Here is a 22,678-nt window from a genome sequence, read left to right as displayed (position 1 = left end):
CATCCTTTCTGGCTATAATGTACCACATCTCCACTCTATTGTCAATAGTATTTGTGAGAAATTTTCAAAATTTTCTGTGCCGTCAGCTCTACAGCACAAGTCTCAAACCACCGTCCTGCAAAAAGCGCCCCAAGCTGAGGCCGGAGCGCTTTTTCTCTGTATTCAGATCTCAGGCGGAGGCGCGTCCCCGGCCAATGTCTGGAGATACTGGTAATAGGGCACCAGAAATCGAAACCCCTCCAGCACCTGGTCCGCCAGTTCAGGGCCGAACAGGGGGCCCTCACAGTTGTGGTCGCTGGAGATGACCAGCTGACGACTGTTATACCAAGGAAACAGAAGCTTTCCCGGGTCCCCCTTGGGCCGCTTATACTGCCGGCCCTCCAGCGCAAATTCCCCCTGCCTCTCCAGCCTTCGGGCCAGCTTCTCCAGAGGTTTTGGGTCCCGGTCGATGCGGGCCCGGAGCTTGGCCATGGTTACCGGAGGCAAATCCCAGGCTCCCATGCCATAGCTGTAATACTCCGGGGCGATCTCAAAGTAGAAGCTGGGCTCCGCCCCCTCGTTCTCGTTCCGGCGGCGGAGGGAAAACCAAAGGTGGTCCTTATAGGGCCCGCGGCCAAAGAGCCGCCGGGCATCCCGGTAGATACGGCTCACCTTCAGCTCCAGTCCAAGCTTGGGGAATTCTTCCGTCATGGCCTGACTCACCTGAGCGGCCAGCTCCCGCATGGGGGCGTCCACCAGAGTCAGGAATTCCTCCTTGTGGGCTAAAAACCAACCTCGCTCGTTGTTGAAACGGATGCCCCACAGAAAATCGATGGCACCCTGGGAAAATCCTTGGAACATCGTCCTCTTCCTCTCTGTCTGTCAGGTCGCCGCCTCCGTATTCTGGCCAGAGGATGCCTCCTCACCCTGGCCGGAGGGTTCTTCCTGCTCCTGGCCGGACTGGTCGGAGGGCCGCTCTCCACCACTCACTCCCTCCGTCTGGGTTTGGTCGCTCTCGCCGGCGTCCGTCTGCTCAGATGCCGGCTGGTCCTGTGCGGGCTGGTCCGTCCCAGCCTCCCCTTCTCCGGTACCGGGGACGGCTCCGCCCTCTGTGCCGGGGCCTGCTGTCCCTCCGGTCTCCGTACTGGGATCCACAGGAACCTCTGTCCCAGGGTCAGTGCCGGGCTGCGGCGGCTTGCCGTCTGGCCAGGTGCTGGGGTCGCCGTCGGCCGGGTTATAGTGATACAGGTTGGGGCGCATACTGTATTTGCTGCTCCCCATATCCTGCTTCTCCAACAGATTGCCGTCTTTGTCGTAAATATATCGATAAGTGTGGGCGCTCCAGCCGGTGTAAGCGTACTGCTCCTTATCCAGCACCAGGGTACCCTTTGGAACACTGGGGTCTGGCTCATACTTGGTGGTGGGCGCCACTTTGTCAAAGACGCTGCTCTTGGGGATGGCGTAGATGCCATCGGGGTTGGTACCATAGATCTTCACATTCAAATACCGGCTCCCGTTGGAGTCATAGCTGCTGGTCACGATCTTGACGGGGTACTCGGTATTGTTTTTGAACCGGAAGTCCAGAGAACCAAAATATACCGTGGCGTCCATGCCCAGATCCACATAACCAGTATTGAACTGATGGTCGTGCCGCTCCACGACCTCCAGCGGGGTATGAAGAACGGCATAGTAAATGGTGGAGGAGGTCTGGCAGATGCCTCCGCCGATGTCGTCCACCGACTTTCCGGCCTGGTAGGTGGGGGCGTTTTTATAGCCCTTTTCCGGCGTACGGCTGCCGGTGGTATTGTTGTAGGAGAACTCCTGTCCAGGTAGGAGGATCACGTTATTGCAGGCTTCGGCGGACAGCTTGACGTTGAACTTGCGGTTGGCCGAGCCAGTCACCCTGGTGGTTCCCTCCCCCAGCAGGTCCTGAAACAGCTTTTCTTCCAGGCTCGCCTTAGTCTCCTTGGGTTGGGTCAAGGTAACGGGGATAGAGAAGGTCTCCCCCTCCGCGGCCCCCTCATAGGCGGCCTTCAGGGCATCCACGTCAAAGTCCACCCCCACCACATGGTCGGTGATCTGAAAGGTATCCGGGTCCATCTGGGCACTGACCGGCTCGGTATGGAACTGAGTATAAATCTCATCAAAGTCGGGTTCTTGGGGAGGTATCTCCTCGGGGTAAAGCTGCCGCTCCACCTCCGCGTTCCCCTCTTGGCCGCCACCCAGCTTCTGCTCCATCGCCTCCTCCAGCGCGGAAAAAGCTCCCTCCCGGGCAGACTCCCGGTCCAAGCTCACCCCGGTGCGGCCCTTGGTCATCACCAAACGGTCCCCCTCCAGACGCCAGGCGGCTCTGGTCACATCACCGGCCAGATCCTGTTCCATCTGGTCCAGCAGGCGCTCCAGTTCTGTTGTTTCCATACTTCTGGTTTCCACCGACCACTGTTTGCCCAAAAGTCTGGCGGCATACTGCCCTCCCTGGGTCAGAAAGTGATCTCTGCCGTCTGTATAGGCCGCCTGCGCCGAGGCGGACCAGTCATAGTTCATCTGGGAGGCGGTGATGGTGCCCCGCCACTCCCCGTAGGTGATAGTCCCGGCAATCTCATCTCCATGCTCCGCCATGGCCTGATCCAGCGCCTTCCGAGCCTGCTCCACGGTCATGCCGGACACATCCAGACCGGCGATGGTCGTGTTGGGAAAGATCCGGTCCATCGTTCCCACCCAGGCGCACAGCCCCAGATATGCCATCAGCAACGCACCCAGAACTACGCCTGTCACGATAAGCCACGTTTTCTTTTTTCCATTCTCCGGCGCCTTCATCACGCGCTCGCCTTCCATGCTATCCCTCCAAGGAAGCCCTTATTGTGACAGGGCCTCCCTCTATTTTCTATCTGGGCAAAAAGCCAACTGCGCTTATTATATCACCCAAACTTGCCTGATACAATTACAGAACAGTTACAACCTGATGCCTTTTTCTGCACCTTTTTCCCTTGTTAGGAAAAAAAGCGTCTGCCATTTACTTTTATGCGCCGCTGCTGTATGATAGTAGCGCTGGACCCATTCATTGATTTTTAAGAAAATTTAAATTCCATTTTGGGAAAGACCTGCTATGATAAAGATATAAGCATCCGCTGGGGGGACTGACTGTGGCAAACACCAACAAGGGAAATGAGAGATCGGGGGATATGGCCTATTGGGCGATTGCCGCCGTACTGCTGTTCACTGGAGTCGCCGCTCCCGTGGCGATTCTGATGATCGTACTCAAGCTGATGGGCAGGGGAAAGCGCGGCCGGCACCCCTATTACACCCAGCGTGACCAGGCCGCCCCTGTGGGGGCTAGAACGACCACGTTCCAAGAGGAGCCGTCCACATCCAAGGGAAAGGGAAGAAAAAAATCTAAGGCCCAGCAGGACCTGCTGTCTAAACTGGCTAAGGACGGCAAACGGCTGACTCAGGTAGGCGGCGCTCTGGCCATCTGCTTTGGAATGATCACTCTAATCAACGGGGTAGAAAATCTGTGGATGCTTCCTGATATTAGCTGGTATCTGTCAGGCATCCTCGTTCCCCTGTGTTTCGCCTGCGGCGGCCTCGGCTGCCTATGGGCCGGCGTACGAAAAAACAAGGAGGCTCGACGCTACCGCAATTACTTGGCTGTCATTGGGACCCGGCAGTCCATCGCCATATCCACCCTGGCTTCCGCTTCCGGGCTGCCTCCCCGCCGGGTCCGGGACGATCTGGCCGATATGCTGGGGGAGGGGATCCTGCCCCAAGGCTTTTTGGATTATGGTGGGGACCGGCTGGTCCTCAGTGCTGATGGGCTGTCCGATTCCCAGCCCAAGGAGGAGGCTCCCTCCCAGCCCCTCCACCAGGAGGAGAACGCCATTCTGACAGAGATACGGGCAGTCAACGAGGCCGTGGACAACGAGAAGCTGTCTGCCCAGATCGACCGGATCGGGGTCATCACCGCCAAAATCCTGGACTATCAGAAATCCCATCCGGAGAGTTCTCCCCAACTCCATAGCTTTTTGAGCTATTACCTGCCCACCACCCTGAAGATCCTCCGGGCCTATGGACAGTTGGAGGACCAGGAGATATCCGGAGAGAACATTGCTGCCGCCATGGAACGCATAGAGGGTATGATGGATAAGGTGGTGGATGGCTTTGAAAAGCAGCTGGATCTCCTCTTCCAGGGGGACGCCATGGACATCACCGCCGATGTAGAGGTGCTGGAGCGGATGCTGGCCAAAGACGGACTGTCCGGCCAGGAGGGTATGACACTAGGACTGTAAAAAGATTCCGGTACCGCTGGTACCGGAATCTTTTTACTTACCCATGGTGATGACGGCCGCTGACGTGGTGTTCGCCCCGGCCGGGCGTCTGACAGCCTATCCAGTTGTCACAGACACCATCCCCATCCTCATCTGTGAAGTTCATATTCCGCCGGCCAGCACAGCGACCATATAGGCCGTCGCCGTCCCCATCACAGTGGATCCAGGGGGCGGATATTTCCGTCCGGCCTTGATGGTGCGCAAACACAGTGCCCCCCACAGTCAGTGTCAGAGCACAGGCCAGCCCGGCCGCAATCAGTTTTTTCATGGTCGTCATTCCTCCTTTCGATAAGTCACATACCGGAACTTGACTCCATCTTCCTCCTGGGATTCGCTCTCCTCTGATATCCTCCACTCCGGACGGCTATCCAGGTCGGGGAACCAGCAGTCAGCCGCCGGGAAGGCAGCTTCTATTTTCGTCACATAGGCGGTGGAACATTGGTCCAGGAGGGCCCGGTACACCGAAGCGCCGCCGATTACAAAGCTATCCTCCGGCGCCGCGGCCAGCAGGGCGTCCATGTCGGGATACACCTCCGCCCCCTCCGGGGCGAAGCCGGGGCTGCGGGACAGAATCAGGTTCCTGCGTCCCTTTAGGGGGCGGCCGCCGGGAAAGGTGTCCAGGGTCTTTCGGCCCAAGATTACCGGGTGCCCAGTGGTCAACGTTTTGAATCGCTTGAGGTCCTGGGAGATGTAGATCAGCTGATCCCCTCCCCGCCCAATGGCCCAGTTCTGGTCCACCGCCACGATCAGTTCCATAGCAGATCCACCTCTATACGGCTACCGGGATCTTTTGATCCAGGGCATGGGCCTGATATCCCTCCAGCCTCACACTGGAGGGGGTAAAGCTGTAAAAGTCTGTGACGGAGGGCTCCAGGATAAACCGGGGGGCCTCATAGGGCTCCCGCTCCAGCAGCTCCTCCACTACGGACACATGACGGTCATAGATGTGGGCGTCCGCGATGACGTGGATCAGTTCCCCCGCCTCCAGTCCGGATACCTGGGCCAGCATGTGCAGGAGAACGGCATACTGCATCACGTTCCAGCCGTTGGCGGTGAGCATATCCTGGCTGCGCTGATTCAAGATCCCATTGAGGGTGCGGCCCGACACATTGAAGGTCATAGAGTAAGCGCAGGGGTAGAGGGCCATCTCGGAAAGGTCGTGGTGGTTATACAGGTTGGTCATGATGCGGCGGGAGGCGGGATCGTGCTTTAGGTCCCACAGCACCTTGTCCACCTGGTCCATATCCCCCTGGGGGTAGTGGTGCTTCACCCCCAGCTGATAGCCGTATGCCTTGCCGATTGAGCCATTTTCGTCTGCCCATGCGTCCCACACATGGCTGTTCAGCTCATGGATGTTGTTTGATTTCTTCTGCCAGATCCACAGCAGCTCATCCACCGCTGACTTCAGGAACTGCTTCCGGACCGTCAGAATGGGAAATTCCTTCCGTAAGTCGTAACGGTTGACCACGCCGAACAGCTTGACAGTGTGGGCGGGCGTGCCGTCCTGCCATCGGGGGCGCACCTCCCGGTCCGTATCCCACACCCCATGGGATAGGATCTCCCTGCAATTCTGGATGAATATCTGGTCTGCGTAGCTCATGGGCCTTGTCCCCCTTCAAGATTCACATTCAGGCATATGATATCATAGGAGGAAGCAAAAAGCAATCGGGGCCGCCCGGTGGCGTCCCCGATCCACTGTCCGTTCTCAGGCCCCTTTGTATTTCTTCCGGGTGGCGATCCCTCCCCGAATGTGCCGCTCGGCCTTGTTCTCCTCCAGGACTCCCTTGACCTGGAGGTAGAGTGTCCTGTTGAATACAGGCAGCCGCTCGGCCAGGTCCTTATGTACGGTGCTCTTGCTGATTCCAAACTTCTGTGCGGCGGTACGGACCGTGGCCCGGTTCTCTATGATGTAAAGAGCTAGGCGCTGGGCCCGCTCCTCCATGTTTCCTTTCAAAAACAACACTCCCCGCCTCTTGTTGGTCCATCCTATGCGGTGGTGGGCGGGGATATGCGGGAAAGGGGGCTGGAGGACGCCGTTTTCCCCGGAAAGGAGCCTGAAACCTTTGTCCGATCTGTTCGACTACCTGGCCTGGCGGGGAGATATCCCCATGAGCCAGGCCCCCTTCAACCCGGTGGACGGCCTGATTCTGTCCATCCTGTCCTATGTCCACTTCGACAACCTGGTCCCTCCAGACCTGCGCGGTCCTATCTCTCTTGGAAAGGCGGCGGAAACCTATCTGGCCCTGCCAGAGGGGCGGCGAGGCCGTGTCCGATGCCCTTTGGACCGAAAGCTGCTGGCCGCTCTGGCCCGATGCCGCCGCTTTTCTCCCCTGGGATTGGCCTTCGCTCAGGACCGCTTTGTTCCGGAGGAGGAGATGCAGTTCGCCGCCATCGCCGTTCTGTTGGAGGATGGCTCCGCCTTTCTTTCCTTCCGGGGCACCGACGCCACCCTAGTGGGCTGGAAGGAGGACTTCAGCATGAGCTTCCTGGACGCTGTCCCCGCCCAACAGGCGGCCCTGGACTATGTGGAGCGGTTTGCCTCTCTCTTTCCTGGCTCCCTCCGGCTGGGCGGCCACTCCAAGGGAGGCAATCTGGCTGTCTTTGCCGGCGCCCTGGCCCGAATCAAAGTGCGGGACCGGATCCTGGCCATCTACAACAACGACGGCCCCGGCTTCACCCGGTTGGTGCTGGACAGTCCGGGCTACCAGGAGCTGCTGACCCGGCTGCACACCTTCATTCCCCAGTCCTCAGTGGTGGGACTGCTGTTGGAACACGACGAGCCCCATACCGTGGTGCGGAGCCGCCAAATCGGCCTGCTCCAGCACGACCCTTACTCCTGGGAGGTGGAGGGGGGCTCCTTCGTCCAGGCGGAAGAGATCACTCCCGGCAGCCGGATGGCCGACCAGGCTATTAAGGGCTGGCTGGCCGGTCTGTCCCCCCAGGAGCGGAGTCAGTTCGTGGACTCCCTCTTTCAGCTGCTGTCCGCCGGAGAGGCCAGCACCACCGCCGACCTGCTTCAGCCCAGGAACCTCCAGGCCGCCCTGCGCTCTCTGGCGGACGACCGGGACGGGACCCGCCGGACGCTGGCCGAGGGGTTGATTCAGCTGGCCCGGTCGGCCGCTTCAGTATGGAGGGAAAACGTGCCCTGAACGCAAAAGAGCCGCCCATGTTTTCATGGGCGGCTCTGCTGCTGTTTTCCAGTTTTTCAGCGGTTGACCACGTTGATGGGGGCGCCGGCCAGATAGGCCTTGACGTTCTCCACCGCGGTATCCATGATGCGCTGGCGGCTCTCCTTGGGGGCCCAGGAGATGTGGGGGGTGATGATGCAGTTCTTGGCCTTCAGGAGAGGGTTGTCGGCACGGATGGGCTCGGTGTACACCACGTCCAGGCCGGCGGCTCCCATCTTGCCGGAGTTCAGGGCGTCGGCCACATCCTGCTCGTGGATGAGCTGGCCACGGGCATTGTTGATCAGAATGACGCCGTCCTTCATCTTGGCGATGGAGTCCTTGTTGATCATGCCGGTGTTCTCGGGCGTCAGGTTGCAGTGCAGGGAAATGACATCGGCCCTGGCATACAGGGTATCCAGGTCCACATACTCGGCGATGGCCCGGCCGGAGTCGTTGGGATACAGGTCATAAGCCACCACGTTCATACCAAGGGCCTTGGCAATCCGGCCCTCAGCCTGACCGATGCGGCCAAAGCCGATGATACCGATGGTCTTGCCCTCCAGTTCGATCAGGGGATAGTCCCAGTAGCACCAGTCTACACAGTTGGCCCAGTTGCCGGCATGGACGGAGGCGTCATGGTGGCCGATGTGGTGGCAGATCTCCAGCAGCAGGGCGATGGAGAACTGGCTGACGGAGGCGGTACCGTAGGTGGGCACGTTAGTGACGGGAATGCCCTTTTCCTTGGCATAAACATAGTCCACCACATTGTAGCCGGTGGCCAGCATACTGATCATCTTCATGTTGGGGCAGGCGTCGATAACCTTTTTGGTAATGGGAGTCTTATTGGTAAAGACCACCTCGGCGTCGCCGATGCGGGCGATAGCCTCGTCCTCGTCGGTGAGGCTGGTACGGTCATAAACAGTGAGCTCGCCCAGCTTTCCCAGCTCGTCCCAGCTCAGATCGCCGGGGTTTTCCGTATAGCCGTCCAATACTACGATTTTCATAAAATATTCCTCCTCTTGGCCCTGGGCCAAATTTTTGTTAATTGTATCATATCATCCTACCTAATGCAAATTCTTTTCCTTTGACATTTTCCGTCGAAGCACTATAATAAATCCAGTCGTGCGGGGCCACATCGGCCCCGGCTGGGAGGGATCGTCTTTGGCGGGGATCGGTACTGTGGTCAATGTTCTGGCCATTCTGGCGGGAGGGTGTGCCGGCCTGGTCCTGAAGGGAGGGCTCAAGGCCCGCTATCAGCAGGCTGTGATCCAGGCCATGGGCCTGTGCATCATTTTCATCGGTGGAGCTGGCACCCTGAACGGGATGCTGTCGGTCCGGGACGGGGTACTCACTGGGCTGGACACCAGGGGCACTCTGGGCATGATACTGGCCCTCGCCGCCGGCTCTCTGCTGGGTGAGTGGCTGGATCTGGATGGCCGGATGGAGCGGCTGGGGGGCTGGCTGAAGGAGAAGGCCTCCCGTGGGGAGGATAGCCAGTTCATCCAGGGCTTCGTCACCGCTTCTCTCACGGTCTGTGTCGGGGCTATGGCCATCGTAGGCTCCATCCAGGACGGCATGACCGGAGACCCCTCCACCCTGTTCACCAAATCCGTCCTCGACCTGATCATCGTCATGATCTTCTCCTCCACCTACGGCAAGGGGGCTGTCTTTTCAGCTCTGCCCGTAGGTGTGCTCCAGGGCACAGTCACTCTGTGCGCCGGACTTCTGGCTCCGGTGTTCAGCCCCGCTGTGGTGAACAATCTGTCCTTTCTGGGCTCTATCCTCATCTTCTGTGTAGGCGTCAATCTTGCCTTCGGCAACAAGTTTAAGGTCGCCAATCTGCTCCCCGCGCTGGTGGTGGGGGCGCTATACACCGCCCTGGTATGAACAGCCGGACCGGCTTTTGCCCGGTCCGGCTGTTTTCCTGGAACTAACAGCAGAAAATTGAATTTCACACTGGGCTATGTTACAATCATCCCAATCAAACGATTATCCATTCCGGGAGGTAACCAATATGAGGACCATTTCTTCCGCCGCCGTCACCGACGCAGTGGCCCGGTTGTGTGTCCGGGCCAACACCCAGCTCCCCCCCGACATCGTGGCCGCCTTGGCCCGGAGCCGCCGTGAGGAACCTTGGCCCCTGGCTCAGGAGACATTGGGCCTGCTGTGGGACAATCTGGAGCTGGCCGGGGAGAAGGAGCTCCCCATCTGTCAGGACACAGGAATGGCCTGTGTGTTTGTGGAGCTGGGCCAGGAGGTCCATATTCAGGGGGACTTTGAGCAGGCCATCCACACAGGAGTCCAGCGGGGCTACGGGGAGGGCTATCTCCGCAAATCCATTGTGGCCGACCCCCTGCAGCGGGTAAACACCGGGGACAACACCCCCGCCGCCATCACCCTGCGACTGGTGCCGGGGAACAGATGCACCATCACCGTGGCTCCCAAGGGCTTCGGCTCGGAGAACATGAGCCGGCTAGCCATGCTCAAGCCCGCCGACGGGGTGGAGGGCGTCCGGCGCTTTGTGGTGGACACCGTAAAGCAGGCCGGCTCCAACCCCTGTCCCCCTGTGGTGTTGGGTGTGGGCATCGGCGGCTCCTTTGACAAAGTGGCCACCATGGCCAAGCACGCTCTCCTCCGTCCCATTGACCAGCCCAATCCGGACCCCTTCTACGCCGCCCTGGAGGCGGAGCTGCTGGAAGAAATCAACGGCCTGGGCATTGGGCCCCAGGGCTTCGGCGGCCAGACCACCTGCCTGGGGCTGGCCGTAGAGACCGCCCCCACCCATGTGGCGGGGCTGCCCGTGGCGGTGAATGTCAGCTGTCACGTCACCCGCCGGGCCTCGGCTGAACTGTGAGCGCTCATCGGGAGGTGCCCGCCATGGACGAAAAAATGATTGCCATAGACGGCCGGAGCCTCCAGGTATCCTGCACGGGCGTCGGGCCGGTCACCCTTCTCATTCTGTCCGGCTCCAACATCCTGTTCCCCGGACTGGAGTATGCCCCTCTGGCGGACGCTCTGAGCCCATGGTACTCGGTCCTCATCCCCTCCAAATTCGGCTATGGACACAGCGGCCTGACAGATGCTCCCAGAGATGTAGACACTGTGGTAGAGGAATACCGCGGCGTGCTGGCCGCCCTGGAGCGCCCTCTTCCAGTGGTGCTGGCCGCCCACAGCATGGGCTTTCTGGAGGCCCTTCACTGGGCCCGCAAATATCCGGAGGAGGTCTCCGCTCTGGTTGGGCTGGACCCCGCTGTACCGCAGGTCTATCAGCACATGGAGCTGGAGACTGTCCATCGCCGGCTGGAGGCCCTCCATCGCTCCAGCTGGAAGCGCGGGCTGCTCTTCCGCCTTACCTCCCGCGCCCTGCTGAGGCGCTTCCCCGCCTCGGAACGGAGGGAACTGGCCCCTGCCGCCCGCCGAAACTTCGTCAGTGTCGTATGGGTCAATGAGGCAAGGGACCTGCCCCGCTCCATCCGTCAGGTACAGCAGGAGGGGCCGCCAGCCTCTGTCCCCGCGCTGTTCCTGGTTTCCAACGGCAAGGGCACCCCTCTCCCCCAGGAGGAATGGCGGATGTGCGCAAGAACGTATCTCTCCGCTTTTTCCGTCTCCTCTCTCCATCTGTTAGACCTTCCCCACGATCTGTACCGCTTCCGCCCACAAGAGCTCGCGGATACAATCCACCGCTTTCTGTCGGACCACCTGTAACCCTGTATACCCATCCAATCAGTTAAGGAGGCTGTTTTCATGCAGTATCGTCTGACCACCCCGGTGTCAAAGGATGACTTGGCCCCCCTCCGGGCGGGAGACACCGTTCTGCTGTCCGGGCCGGTCTACACCGCCCGGGACGCCGCCCATCAGCGCATGATGGAGCTGCTTGACCGGGGGGAGCCCCTGCCCTTCCCTGTGGAGGGCTCCGCCCTGTACTATGTGGGCCCCACCCCAGAGCGCCCCGGACAGGTCATCGGCTCCGCCGGCCCTACCACCAGCGGCCGGATGGACGCCTACTCCCCCCGCCTGCTGGACCTGGGCCAAGCCGTCATGATCGGCAAGGGCAAACGCAGCCAAACAGTCAAGGACGCCGTGGTCCGGAATGGGGCCGTCTACCTGGCCGCCCTGGGGGGCGCGGGGGCCTTGATGGCGTCCAGCGTGAAGGCGCTGGAGGTCCTCTGCTGGGAGGATCTGGGCTGTGAGGCCGTGCGCCGCCTGGAGGTGGAGGACTTCCCCCTTACCGTTATTCTGGACACCCACGGCGGGGATCTGTATGAGAGCGGCCCGGCGGCCTATCTGGCCAGCCGATAAAGGTTGACAGCGCAGCGGAAGGCGGCCCTGCCGCTATCACAGAGCAGCCTGCCCACCTCCAGAAGCTGAGTCGGAGGGTGGATGGGATCTTCCGTCCGGAGCTGTACGCTCCAGGGAAGGATCGACTCCCTGGCCCCGGTTCTGGAACCCAGAGCCGGGGTTGACTTTTCCTCTCCCCTGTCATACAATCATTCTGTATCAAATAAGACAGTTTGGAGGTGCCTGTTCTGCCGCTGAACCAAGAAGATTGGGAGATTCTGGAGGGCTGCCCGCTCCTTCGGCACTGCTCCCCCGCCCTGTTGGACCAAATCACACAGGAGGGCCGGCTGGAGTTCTTTCCCACCGGGGCCACGGTGTATAGTCCAAGCCATTTTTGCCGCTGCCTGGGCATTCTGCTAGCCGGCAGGCTTCAGGTCACCAAGGGGACTTTGACCGTCAGCTATCTGGAGCCTGGGGATCTGTTTGGAGCCGCCGCCCTGTACACCGAGGCTCCGGAATTTGTTACCACCATTACCGCTCGGCAGAGCAGCCGCTGCCTGATGTTGCCTCAGAACAGCATGGACCGCTTACTGGCTCAGGACGGGCCGCTCCGGGAAAACTACCTGCGCTACCTCACCGGCCGAATCCGCTTTCTATCCGGCAGGCTGCAATCCCTGGTCCAGTCCGGAGCCGAGGGAAAACTGGCTCGGTACCTGCTGGCCAATGTCCGGGAGGGGCAGCTCACCTGTGCCGCCACCGACCTGGCCCGGCGGCTGGGCTTGAGCCGTGCCTCCCTCTATCGGGCTTTCCAGTCCCTGGAGGAGAGCGGCCTCATCTCCCGCCACGGAAAGACCATCTCCATCTCCGACCCAGCCGGTCTGGAAGGGTTCCTGTGAGCTTCTGTCCCCACCGCTCTATCAGAAAGGATGATCCACATGAAACGAAAACTCTCTCTCTTGCTGTGCGCCGCCCTGGTGCTGGCCAGCCTAGCCGGCTGTAAACCAAGCGCCAGTGAGAACGACTCCTCCAGCTCTGCCTCCGGGGACATCTCCTCCGGCGGTTCCTCGTCAGGCGACTCGTCCCAGGAGATTCCCGGCCCGTCTGATATTCCGGAGATCAACTTTATGGTCCTCAGCGGTCCTACCGGCGTCGGGGCCGCTTATTTGGTGGACAGCTACGCTGCCGGCAGCGCCCCCACAGACGCCCCATTTACTTTGAACACTACTGTTGTGGCGGACAACAATCAGGTCACCGATGCCCTGGTCAATGGCTCCGCCGATGTGGCCGCCATCGCTACCAACGTGGCTGCTAATCTGTACACCAAAAGCGATGGGGCCATTCAGGTGTTGGCGGTCAACACTCTGGGGGTGCTCTATATTCTGGAGAAAGGGGACAGCGTCCACTCTATGGCTGACCTGCGGGGCAAGACAATTTACGCCACTGGCCAGGGAGCAAACCCGGAGTATGTATTGGACCATCTCCTCACGGCAAACGGGGTGGACCCCTCTACCTTAGACATCCAGTGGATGACCGCCCAGGAGGTTTCGGCTAAAATGGTCTCCTCGGAACAGGCCATCTGTATGCTCCCTGTCCCCGCCGCCACCGCCCTGATGGTACAGGACACCGGCGTGCGTCAGGCCCTGTCCCTGTCTGACGAGTGGGAGAAACTGGATCAAGGGGTCCTGCCCATGGGCTGCGTGGTAGCCCGGACCGAATTCATCCAGGAAAATCCCATACTGATCGACGCTCTGCTAGACCTGTACGGCGACTCCATCACCTTCATGACGGAGGAGGGCAACGCTGCTGACGGAGCCGCCCTGGTGGCGAAATACGGCATCGCCCCCAATGAACAGGTGGCCCAGGCGGCCATTCCCCAGTGCAATCTGACCTTCTTAACGGGCCAGGAGATGCGCGCCGCTCTGGAGGGCTACTACGCCGTCCTATTCCGTACCGACCCCGCTTCCATCGGCGGCGGGATGCCCTACGACGCCTTCTACTATGGCGGGGAGTAAAGGGCGGCCCAATTTCATCCGCGCCTTGCTGCCCCCGGCCTTCTGGCTGGGGGCTTGGCAGCTTGCCGCCTGGTTGGTGGAGCTTCATGTGGAGGGCCGGGGGAACGAGCTGCTCCTTCCCTACCCCCTCACCGTGTTGGCCGCCCTGGCCGCTCTGGTAGGACAGGTTTCCTTCTGGGCCTCCGTGGGGGCCACCTTTCTCCGGGTGGCAGCGGGCCTGTTCGCCGGAGTGGTGCTGGGCGGACTGCTGGCCGGTCTTACCTGCGCCAGCTCCTGGTCTGCCCGGCTCCTGTCCCCGCCCATCCGAATCATCCGGGCTACACCAGTGGTTTCCTTTATCCTGCTGGTCCTGCTATGGACGCAGCGGGACCAGGTACCTGCCATCATCTCCGCCCTTATGGTTCTGCCGGTTACGTGGGAGAACCTGGTCCACGGCATCGAGGCCACTGACGCCCAGCTTCTGGAGCTGGCCCGCGCCTACCGCTTCTCGCGGAGCAAGGCCATACGGCTGATCTATCTCCCCTCTCTCCGGCCATACTTTCTCTCCGCCCTCATCACCTCTGTGGGTCTGGCCTGGAAATCCGGTGTGGCCGCCGAGGTGCTATGTACCCCCTCTTTGGCCATGGGCACTCAGATTTACAGTTCTAAGCTCTCTCTGGAAATCCCGGATCTCTTTGCCTGGACCGCTGTGGTGGTGGCCCTCAGCCTGGCGCTGGAGCGTGGACTCCGGCTGATGCTGGAGCAGAAGGGGGGGACTCAGTTGTGATCTCCTGTCGATCACTCAGTGTCTCCTTTGGAGAGAAAAAGGTGCTGGACCGCTTTTCCCTCTCCCTCCCCGACGCCGGCATCACCGCCCTGCGGGGTCCCTCCGGCTGCGGCAAGACCACCCTGCTGCGGGTGTTGGCCGGTCTGGAGCGGCCCCAGAGCGGCACGGTCTCCGGCATCAGTCCCAGGGAGATCGCTATCCTGTTTCAAGAAAACCGCCTTCTCCCCTGGCGGTCGGTGGGACAGCACCTCACTGACGTACTGCCCAAGGATCGCTGGAAGGACGTGTCCCGACTGCTGGAGTTGGTGGAGCTGGGCGGCGAAGCATCCGTCTATCCCCCCGCCCTGTCCGGCGGCATGGGCAGACGGCTGGCTCTGGCCCGGTGCCTGTCCCTCCCCGCCCGGCTCTATCTGCTGGATGAGCCCTTTGCCGGGGTGGACCGGGAGCGGGCCGGGCGTATCATGGACAGGATGAGGGCATTGGGCCTGCCTATCCTGCTGTCCAGTCACGAGGAGGATATCCTGTCCATGGCGGACCGGGTTATCCCTCTGGATGGCCCTCCCCTGCGCGTCCTCTAAATGAAACGGGAGCCCCGGCGGTACCGCCGGGGCTCCCGTTCTCTATTTTATTCCGCACCGTCCCACAGCACTGCCGCCCCCGCTCTCAGTGAAGCGGGCACGTCAATCAACCGCTGGTTGGACGATCCCCGGAACCGGAGGGACAAATCCTTCTTTTCCAGGACAAAGGGCCCGTCCACCAGTACATCCAGTTCCTTTAACAGCTCCTGGCTGTATTCTCCCACCTGGCTGTCCCGAAGGCTTTCAAACAGATAGCCGGAGTAGCACCAGATGTCCTTTTCTGGAAACCGGGCTCGGACCGCCCGGACCAGTTCCAGCACCGCCCGCTGGTTCTGAGGCTCGAAGGGCTCGCCCCCCAGCAGGGACAAACCACGAATGTAGGGTTTGGACAGGCAATCCAGTATCTCCTGTTTCTGCTCCCCGCCAAAGGGCTGACCGTATGCGAAGTCCCAAGTCTCCGGGTTAAAGCACTCTTTGCAGTGGTGGGTACAGCCAGACACAAAGATGGAAGTCCGTACCCCCGGCCCATTGGCCACGTCGATGGGGCGAATGTCGGCATAGTTCATGGCAAAACCTCCAAACTTTCCGGAATGAGGAATAAGGAGTTAGAAATGGGAACACGGGGGGGCAACGGACCCATCACAGCCGACCTCCTCAATTTCTAATTCACTTAAAGGTGCAACACTCTGGACTTGATCTCCTTGGTTTTGCCCACGTTCCAGTAGTTCTCTCCCAGATAGCCGCAGGTACGGCGGGTGACGTTCATCTTGGACCGATCCTTGTTGTGGCAGCAGGGGCACTCCCACTGGTTGTCGTCGTTGATGACGATCTCCCCGTCGAAGCCGCACACCTGGCAGTAGTCGCTCTTGGTATTGAACTCGGCGTATTGGATATTGTCATAGATGAAGCGGACAACCTCCTTCATGGCCTCCAGATTGTGGCGCATATTGGGGATCTCCACATAGGAGATGCACCCGCCGGTGGAGATCTTCTGGAACTGGCTCTCAAAGGTGAACTTTTCAAAGGCGTCGATGTGTTCCCGCACGTCCACATGATAACTATTTGTATAATACCCCTTGTCAGTTACGTCAGGTATCGTGCCAAACCGCTCCTTATCAATGCGTGCGAAGCGGTAGCACAGAGATTCGGCGGGTGTGCCATAGAGGGCAAAGCCGATATTCGTCTCCTTCTTCCAGTCGTCACAGGCCCGGCGCAGCCGGTTCATCAGCCTGAGGGCGAACTCTGTGCCGCCCGGCTGGGTGTGGGAGCAGCCCTTCATCAGCTTGGTCACCTCGTACAGCCCGATATAACCCAGAGATATGGAGGAGTACCCGCCGTACAGCAGTGGCTCAATGGGAGCCCCCTTGGGCAGGCGGGCGATTGCCCCGTACTGCCAATGGATGGGTGAGGAGTCGGACTTCACGTTTTTCAGCGCGTTGTGCCGGCACATAATGGCCTCGAAGCACAGGTCCAGCCGCTCCTCCAGCAGCGTCCAGAACTTCTCCTCATCCCCCCTGGCCAGAATGCCGATCTGGGGCAGGTTGAGGGAGACCACTCCCTGGTTGAAGCGGCCCTCGAACTTATAATTCCCATTCTCATCCTTCCAGGGGGCCAGGAAGGAGCGGCAACCCATGGGCGAGAACACGTTGCCCTCATAGTTCTCCCGCATCTTCTTGGCGGAGATATAGTCGGGGTACATCCGCTTGGCGGAGCACTTGACGGCCAGTTCCGTGATGTAGTCATATTTGCCCCCTTTGAGGCAGTTGTGCTCGTCCAGCACATACACCAGCTTGGGGAAGGCGGGGGTGATATAGACTCCCTTTTCGTTCTTGATGCCCTCCAGCCGCTGGCGCAGCACCTCCTCCACGATCATAGCGTTCTCTTCCAGATAGGGGTCATCTTCCTGGAGGTTGAGGAACAGAGTGACAAAGGGAGACTGTCCGTTGGTCGTCATCAGGGTATTGATTTGATACTGGATAGTCTGGACACCGGATTTCAGCTCATCCCGCAGACGGTCGGCCACCAGCCGCTCCAGGGTAGCCTCGTCCACCTGTCCGGCACATTCATAGGCGATGTGCTTTTTGAATTTCTCCCGGCTGCGGCGGAGATACTTGCCCAGATGGCTCATATCCACGCTCTGCCCTCCGTACTGGTTGGAGGCCACGCAGGCGATGATCTGGGTGGTGACGGTACAGGCCACCTGGAAGCTCTTGGGGCTCTCGATGAGCTTGCCGTTCATCACAGTGCCGTTGTCCAGCATATCCCCAATGTTGATGAGGCAGCAGTTAAAAATGGGCTGGACAAAGTAGTCTGCATCGTGGAAGTGGATGGTCCCCTCGTCGTGGGCCTTGGAGATATGCTCGGGCAGCAGGATGCGCCGGGTCAGATCCCGGCTCACCTCCCCGGCGATATAGTCCCGCTGGGTGGCTGCGATCATGGTGTTCTTGTTGGAGTTCTCCTCTGCCAGCTCCTGGTTCTCGTTGCGCAGCAGAGAGAGGATAGACTCGTCGGTGGTGTTAGCCTTGCGTACCAGGGCCCGGTTATAGCGGTAAATGATGTAGGTCTTGGCCAGGTGGAACTTGTTTTCCTCCACCAGCCCCTGCTCCACCAGGTCCTGGATGTCCTCCACCAGCATCCGCTGGCGCTTGAGTCCCTCGATGTGGTCGATGATGGCGTCGATGCGCGCCCGGTCAAGCTGTTCCTCCGGCGGCACCTCGGCGTTGGCCTTTTCGATGGCGGTAACGATCTTGCTTCGGTCATAATCCACGATGGTCCCATCGCGCTTGATCACTTTCATAGCTGGTCTCCCTCTCCCGTATCTTTATGGTATACTATCTAACCGGCGGCATGGCCGCCAGACACTGTCAGGGGAGAAGTATACCATGTCCTTTTTGTTTTGTCCACTACATCTTGTATGTCGCCTCTTATTTTTTACCAACGGATACAACATATATTTTTTAAAGAAACCAGAGAAAACGGGAACTTTCTTTCCTCTTTCTGGCCTTTTTGGTTGATACAAGGGCCAAAGTGTGATATACTTTGTAACGAATTTCGGCAAATCGCCGGATTGACCCTTATTTGTCCCGGCAGGAGGTGTCCCCATATGCAAAATCGAATCGCTGTGGCCATGAGCGGTGGTGTGGACAGCTCCACCGCCGCCTGGCTGCTTCAGCAGGAGGGACACGACCTAGTGGGCGTTATGCTGAAGATGTTTGATGGCGCGCTGGTCAACGGGAGCCGGGAGGATGACAGACCTCCAGATGGCGTGGAGGACGCCCGGGCCGTGGCTGGGAAGCTGGGTATTGCCTTCTATGTGCTTGACGCCCGCGCCCCTTTCCGCTCCCATGTTCTGGACACCTTTACCTCCGCCTATGAGCGGGGGCTTACCCCTAATCCCTGCGTGGTCTGCAACCGGTATGTCAAATTCGGCTTTTTACTCCAGCAGGCCTTGGAGTCAGGCCGGGATCAGGTGGCCACCGGCCATTACGCCCGGCTGGAGCTGGACCGGGGGAGCGGCCGCTGGCTGCTGAAGAAGGCGGCCCATCCGGAGAAGGACCAGAGCTATGTACTGGCTGGTCTAAACCAGGAGCAGCTCTCCCGCTCCCTGTTTCCCCTGGGCGCTCTGTCCAAGGAGGAGGTCCGCTCCATTGCCGCCCAAGCTGACCTCATCAACGCCAAGAAGGGGGACAGCCAAGACATCTGCTTCATCCCCGACGGGGACTACGGCTCCTTTATCCGCCAGTATACTGGAAAGAGCTATCCCTCCGGCCCCTTTTTAGATGAGGGCGGAGCGGTCCTGGGGGCCCACACCGGCATCATCGACTACACCCTGGGCCAGCGGCGGGGGCTGGGGGTATCCTCCACCCGTGGGCGCCTCTATGTCAAGGAGGTCCGGCCCCAGGATAACTCCGTGGTACTCTCCTGCAATGACAGCCTGTATGGCTCCACCCTCACGGCGGCGGATCTGAACCTCATCGCCTGTGACCACCTTTCTGCTCCTGTCCGCCTGCGGGCCAAGGTCCGCTACCGCATGGCGGAGCAGCCCTGCACTGTGGAGCAGACCGGGCCGGACACCATCCACCTCGCTTTTGACCAGCCTCAACGGGCCATCACTCCCGGCCAAGCCGTGGTCCTGTATGACGGTGACACGGTGGTAGGTGGGGCCACCATTACCCCCTGATTCCTCACAGATACGAAAGGAGCTCCCTGACCCATGAGCCACAAGAAGTATAAAAAGCGCCACTCCCAGTCCACCATCAATGCCAAACGTCAGGCCAATCAGGCCAAGCTGGCCGACGAGAAGGACCGCGCCAGGAAGCGGATGGACCCCACTGCCCGCACCCTGCTCTTTGGCAACCTGGTTTTTCTGTCCATTACCGTGCTGCTCGAGCGGAACGGGCTCATCTCCCCCCTGTTCAGCGGCGCCTGCACAATCATCGGTGTCATCTTGCTGATTCTGGCCCTGTGGTTCCAGTTCGGCGGGAAAGGCCAGGACCGCTGGAATGGCGGCAAATAGGCCCTCTTTTTCCAGGCCCGCAGCCCTCTGGTATATCTGTTGCTTTTTGGAGGAAACTGGTATATGATAGTGGGCACGACTTCTTTCTCCGTTTAAGGAGGCACACAATACAATGCGAAAAGAAATCATCCTGCCGGGTCTGGCCCTGGGGGGCGGCCTGGCGGGCTTTGGACTGCGCCGCTGGCAGTGGCTGTCCGCCTATGACGCCCAGACTCAACTCTATCTCCACGGGGCGCCGGCCACCTTTGCCCTGCTCGCCCTGACGGCTCTCCTGGTCCTGGCCTTTCTTGTCCTCTGCCGTGGAAAAAGGAGGCCGGAGGGATTCCTGGACGCCTTTTTCTGTCCCTCTCCCGGTTTTATGGGACTGATGGCCGCCTCCGGCTTCTGTTTTTTAGGGGCCGGCCTGCTGGGCCTGCTGGAGTGGATGGACCAGTTCCAACTCTTCCGCATCAGCCGGGACGCCTACCTGTCCGCCTATCCCGCCGCCCTGCTGCCCGTCCTGCTGTTGACGGTCCTGCTCACCTTTGGCTCCGGAGCCGCCCTGCTGCTGGTCGGACGGGCCGCCTATCGGGGCCAGCTGGACCGGCTGACCGCCCTGCTCTCCGTCCTCCCAGGCTACACTGGGCTGTGCTGGCTCTTTGCCACCCACCTGCTCCACGGTACCGACCCCGTCGCCATGCGGTACGGCTTCTCCCTAGCAGCTACCATTCTGATGATGCTGTGCCACTACTTCGCTGCCGGTTTCTTCTTTGGCCGCTCCCACCCTCAACTGCTCACCTTTTGCGCTCTGCTGGGTATTTCATTGGGGGTGATCTCTCTGGCTGACGGCCCCAGCTGGTTCCAGCTAGCTCTAACCACTGCCTTTCTCCTCTCTCTGCTGGGCTATGGATATGCACTACTGTCCAACCATCCCTTTCCTGCCGGAGGGCGAATGCCCTCAGGGGCTGAACGCGAGGAGAGCTCCATCCCGGACGAGGAATAACATGATAAATTGGAGGCTGCTTTACCATGGATAAAAAGCGTTTTTATATCACCACACCCATCTACTATCCCAGCGATAAGCTGCACATCGGCCACACCTACTGCACCGTAGCCACCGACGCCATGGCCCGCTATAAGCGGCTGACCGGCTATGAGGTCCTGTTCCTCACAGGTACAGATGAACACGGCCAGAAAATCGAGGACAAGGCCAAGGAGGCCGGCGTTACTCCCAAGGAGTTCGTAGACGGCATCGTGGAGGGTCCCAAGGGAGTCAAGGATCTGTGGAAGCTGATGAACATCAGCAACGACCGTTTCATCCGCACCACCGACGATTATCACGTATCCGCCATTCAAAAGATCTTTAAAAAGATGTATGAAAAGGGCGACATCTACAAGGGTAAGTATATAGGCAAGTACTGTAAGCCTTGCGAGTCCTTCTGGACCGAATCCCAACTGGTAGATGGCAAGTGCCCCGACTGCGGGCGAGACGTCCAGGACGCGGAGGAGGAAGCCTACTTTTTCAAACTCTCCAAGTACGCCGACCGCATCCAGCATCTGCTGGAGGACACCGATTTTCTGGAGCCCCGCAGCCGGGTCAACGAGATGGTGAACAACTTTATAAAGCCCGGTCTGGAGGACCTGTGCGTATCCCGGACCTCCTTTACCTGGGGCGTGCCCGTGGACTTCGACCCCGGTCACGTGGTCTATGTGTGGGTGGACGCCCTGTTCAACTACACCACCGCTCTGGGCCTGTTCAACGACAAGTACCACGACTATGAAAAGTTCTGGCCCGCCGACGTTCACTTTGTTGGTAAGGAGATCGTCCGCTTCCACTCCATCATTTGGCCTGCCATGCTTATGAGTATGGAGATGCCTCTGCCCAAGAAAGTCTTTGGCCACGGCTGGCTGCTGCTGGACGGCGGCAAGATGTCCAAGAGCAAGGGTAACGTGGTGGACCCCTATATCCTGGCTGAGATGTTCGGGGTGGATGCCCTGCGGTTCTTCCTGCTGCGCACCTTCCCCTTCGGCTCTGACGGCAACTTCTCCAACGAAGCGCTGATTCAGACTATCAATGTGGACCTGGCCAACGACCTGGGCAACCTCCTCTCCCGAACCGTGTCCATGGTAGGCAAGTATTTCGGTGGCACCCTGCCCGAAGATCAGTCGGAAGACGGGGAGATGGACAGGGAGATGGTTGAGCTCATCTCCTCCCTGCGCGCCAAGTATGAGGAGCAGATGGAGCACTACGCCTTCCAGAACGCCCTGGCGGAAATCTTTAAGGTCATCGGCCGGGCCAACAAGTATATCGACGAGAACGCCCCCTGGGTGCTGGCCAAGGACATGGAGGCCAACGGTCCCCGTCTGGCACGGGTCATGTATAACCTGCTGGAGGTACTGCGGGTATCCGGTATCCTGCTGACCCCCTTTATCCCCGGCTCCGCTGGAAAGGTACTGGACCAAATCGGCGCCTGCCAGGAGTGCCGCACCTGGGACAGCGCCGCCGTCTATGGCTCCCTGCGGAGGGATGTCACCGTCCAGCGTGGGGACAACCTGTTCCCCCGTGTAGACACAGAGAAGGCCCTGGCCCAGTTGGAGGCGGCGGCTGAAGCCGCCCGGAAGTCCGCTCTCCCGGACCTGGAAATAGAGCCCCAGCTGGAGGCCAAGGTGGACTTTGACACCTTCTGTAAGTCTGACTTCCGAGCAGTCAAGGTCAAGGCCTGTGAGAATGTGAAGAAGAGCGAGAAGCTGCTGAAATTCACCCTGGACGACGGCACCGGTACCGACCGTCAGATCCTGTCCGGCATCGCCAAATGGTACAAGCCGGAGGACCTGGTAGGCAAGACCCTCATGGCTATCGTCAACCTGCCGCCCCGGAAAATGATGGGCCTGGAGTCCAACGGTATGCTCATCTCCGCCGTCCACACTGAGAAGGGCGCTGAGGTCCTGAATCTGCTTATGCTGGACGACAAGATCCCCGCTGGCGCCAAGATGTGCTGAGTGCATGGGCTGATGATCGAAAACTTCCTATTTTTTCAGAAAGGCACGACGTAAGTCGTGCCTTTCTTTACAATGAAA

The 22,678-nt window shown here is 59.8% G+C and carries 23 protein-coding genes; 14 read left to right on the top strand and 9 right to left on the bottom strand.

Annotated elements, in window-relative coordinates; genetic code table 11:
- Nucleotides 1-162: 162 nt before the first annotated feature.
- Complete coding sequence (locus H8S11_RS00710; RefSeq protein WP_147573257.1) at nucleotides 163-840, bottom strand: DUF2461 domain-containing protein; 678 nt, start codon at nucleotides 838-840, stop codon at nucleotides 163-165.
- 21 nt (nucleotides 841-861) lie between these two features.
- Nucleotides 862-2,814 carry a VanW family protein gene (locus tag H8S11_RS00705; protein ID WP_186851853.1) on the bottom strand — a complete coding sequence of 651 codons (1,953 nt, stop codon included), beginning with the start codon at nucleotides 2,812-2,814 and terminating at the stop codon, nucleotides 862-864.
- Between the two features lie 308 nt (nucleotides 2,815-3,122).
- Here H8S11_RS00705 and H8S11_RS14125 point away from each other — a divergent pair, with 308 nt between their 5' ends.
- Nucleotides 3,123-4,265, top strand: coding sequence for a 5-bromo-4-chloroindolyl phosphate hydrolysis family protein (locus tag H8S11_RS14125; RefSeq protein WP_186851852.1), 1,143 nt, complete (start codon nucleotides 3,123-3,125; stop codon nucleotides 4,263-4,265).
- A 37-nt stretch (nucleotides 4,266-4,302) separates the two neighbouring features.
- Here the strand turns inward: H8S11_RS14125 and H8S11_RS00695 are convergent, their stop codons facing one another.
- From H8S11_RS00695 to H8S11_RS00680, 4 genes are all read right to left on the bottom strand, one after another.
- The gene (locus H8S11_RS00695) at nucleotides 4,303-4,572 is read right to left on the bottom strand and encodes a hypothetical protein (RefSeq protein ID WP_186851851.1); all 270 of its coding nucleotides are present in this window, start codon (nucleotides 4,570-4,572) and stop codon (nucleotides 4,303-4,305) included.
- 5 nt (nucleotides 4,573-4,577) lie between these two features.
- Nucleotides 4,578-5,060 (bottom strand): dihydrofolate reductase, encoded by a 483-nt coding sequence (locus tag H8S11_RS00690; RefSeq protein WP_147573249.1) that lies wholly within the window; start codon nucleotides 5,058-5,060, stop codon nucleotides 4,578-4,580.
- A 13-nt stretch (nucleotides 5,061-5,073) separates the two neighbouring features.
- Nucleotides 5,074-5,904, bottom strand: coding sequence for a thymidylate synthase (thyA, locus tag H8S11_RS00685; RefSeq protein WP_147573248.1), 831 nt, complete (start codon nucleotides 5,902-5,904; stop codon nucleotides 5,074-5,076).
- Nucleotides 5,905-6,009: 105 nt separating this feature from the next.
- Nucleotides 6,010-6,258 (bottom strand): sporulation transcriptional regulator SpoIIID, encoded by a 249-nt coding sequence (locus tag H8S11_RS00680; RefSeq protein ID WP_147573246.1) that lies wholly within the window; start codon nucleotides 6,256-6,258, stop codon nucleotides 6,010-6,012.
- Nucleotides 6,259-6,367: 109 nt separating this feature from the next.
- On the opposite strand from H8S11_RS00680, the gene H8S11_RS00675 reads away from it, so the two are divergent.
- Entirely contained in the window at nucleotides 6,368-7,453 is a 1,086-nt protein-coding gene (locus H8S11_RS00675) for a DUF2974 domain-containing protein (RefSeq protein ID WP_186851850.1), read from the top strand.
- Nucleotides 7,454-7,509: 56 nt separating this feature from the next.
- Here H8S11_RS00675 and H8S11_RS00670 read toward each other — a convergent pair whose 3' ends face one another.
- Nucleotides 7,510-8,475 carry a D-2-hydroxyacid dehydrogenase gene (locus H8S11_RS00670; RefSeq protein WP_186851849.1) on the bottom strand — a complete coding sequence of 322 codons (966 nt, stop codon included), beginning with the start codon at nucleotides 8,473-8,475 and terminating at the stop codon, nucleotides 7,510-7,512.
- Nucleotides 8,476-8,632: 157 nt separating this feature from the next.
- Between H8S11_RS00670 and H8S11_RS00665 the strand changes: the two genes are divergently transcribed.
- The 8 genes from H8S11_RS00665 (at nucleotide 8,633) to H8S11_RS00630 (ending at nucleotide 15,105) form a co-directional block, all read left to right on the top strand.
- Entirely contained in the window at nucleotides 8,633-9,358 is a 726-nt protein-coding gene (locus H8S11_RS00665; RefSeq protein ID WP_186851848.1) for a DUF554 domain-containing protein, read from the top strand.
- Between the two features lie 127 nt (nucleotides 9,359-9,485).
- A complete protein-coding gene (locus H8S11_RS00660) occupies nucleotides 9,486-10,325 on the top strand; it encodes a fumarate hydratase (RefSeq protein ID WP_186851847.1) in 840 nt (279 codons plus the stop codon).
- Between the two features lie 23 nt (nucleotides 10,326-10,348).
- Nucleotides 10,349-11,176 (top strand): alpha/beta fold hydrolase, encoded by an 828-nt coding sequence (locus H8S11_RS00655; protein WP_186851846.1) that lies wholly within the window; start codon nucleotides 10,349-10,351, stop codon nucleotides 11,174-11,176.
- Nucleotides 11,177-11,215: 39 nt separating this feature from the next.
- Nucleotides 11,216-11,770 carry a Fe-S-containing hydro-lyase gene (locus H8S11_RS00650; protein WP_186851845.1) on the top strand — a complete coding sequence of 185 codons (555 nt, stop codon included), beginning with the start codon at nucleotides 11,216-11,218 and terminating at the stop codon, nucleotides 11,768-11,770.
- Nucleotides 11,771-11,988: 218 nt separating this feature from the next.
- On the top strand, nucleotides 11,989-12,645 hold the full coding sequence (locus H8S11_RS00645) for a Crp/Fnr family transcriptional regulator (protein WP_186851844.1): 657 nt from the start codon (nucleotides 11,989-11,991) through the stop codon (nucleotides 12,643-12,645).
- A 39-nt stretch (nucleotides 12,646-12,684) separates the two neighbouring features.
- The gene (locus H8S11_RS00640) at nucleotides 12,685-13,761 is read left to right on the top strand and encodes an ABC transporter substrate-binding protein (protein WP_186851843.1); all 1,077 of its coding nucleotides are present in this window, start codon (nucleotides 12,685-12,687) and stop codon (nucleotides 13,759-13,761) included.
- Nucleotides 13,748-14,527: an ABC transporter permease gene (locus H8S11_RS00635; RefSeq protein WP_186851842.1), complete on the top strand. Its 780-nt coding sequence runs from the start codon at nucleotides 13,748-13,750 to the stop codon at nucleotides 14,525-14,527. The genes H8S11_RS00640 and H8S11_RS00635 overlap by 14 nt, the downstream gene beginning before the upstream one ends.
- The gene (locus H8S11_RS00630; protein WP_186851841.1) at nucleotides 14,524-15,105 is read left to right on the top strand and encodes an ATP-binding cassette domain-containing protein; all 582 of its coding nucleotides are present in this window, start codon (nucleotides 14,524-14,526) and stop codon (nucleotides 15,103-15,105) included. The genes H8S11_RS00635 and H8S11_RS00630 overlap by 4 nt, the downstream gene beginning before the upstream one ends.
- Nucleotides 15,106-15,152: 47 nt before the next feature.
- Here H8S11_RS00630 and nrdG read toward each other — a convergent pair whose 3' ends face one another.
- Nucleotides 15,153-15,671 (bottom strand): anaerobic ribonucleoside-triphosphate reductase activating protein, encoded by a 519-nt coding sequence (gene nrdG / locus H8S11_RS00625; protein WP_186851840.1) that lies wholly within the window; start codon nucleotides 15,669-15,671, stop codon nucleotides 15,153-15,155.
- 104 nt (nucleotides 15,672-15,775) lie between these two features.
- Nucleotides 15,776-17,902 (bottom strand): anaerobic ribonucleoside-triphosphate reductase, encoded by a 2,127-nt coding sequence (gene nrdD / locus H8S11_RS00620; protein ID WP_186851839.1) that lies wholly within the window; start codon nucleotides 17,900-17,902, stop codon nucleotides 15,776-15,778.
- A 306-nt stretch (nucleotides 17,903-18,208) separates the two neighbouring features.
- Between nrdD and mnmA the strand changes: the two genes are divergently transcribed.
- The 4 genes from mnmA (at nucleotide 18,209) to metG (ending at nucleotide 22,600) form a co-directional block, all read left to right on the top strand.
- Nucleotides 18,209-19,285 (top strand): tRNA 2-thiouridine(34) synthase MnmA, encoded by a 1,077-nt coding sequence (gene mnmA, locus H8S11_RS00615; RefSeq protein ID WP_186851838.1) that lies wholly within the window; start codon nucleotides 18,209-18,211, stop codon nucleotides 19,283-19,285.
- 33 nt (nucleotides 19,286-19,318) lie between these two features.
- Nucleotides 19,319-19,621, top strand: a complete 303-nt coding sequence (locus tag H8S11_RS00610; RefSeq protein WP_147573227.1) for a hypothetical protein — start codon at nucleotides 19,319-19,321, stop codon at nucleotides 19,619-19,621.
- A gap of 112 nt (nucleotides 19,622-19,733) precedes the next feature.
- Complete coding sequence (locus H8S11_RS00605) at nucleotides 19,734-20,603, top strand: hypothetical protein (protein WP_186851837.1); 870 nt, start codon at nucleotides 19,734-19,736, stop codon at nucleotides 20,601-20,603.
- Nucleotides 20,604-20,629: 26 nt separating this feature from the next.
- Entirely contained in the window at nucleotides 20,630-22,600 is a 1,971-nt protein-coding gene (metG, locus tag H8S11_RS00600; protein ID WP_186851836.1) for a methionine--tRNA ligase, read from the top strand.
- Nucleotides 22,601-22,678: the final 78 nt, after the last annotated feature.

Origin of the sequence: Flintibacter hominis, assembly GCF_014287965.1 — a bacterium.
Classification (GTDB): Bacteria; Bacillota; Clostridia; order Oscillospirales; family Oscillospiraceae; genus Lawsonibacter; species Lawsonibacter aceti.
This window is presented reverse-complemented; position numbering and strand designations above follow the sequence as displayed.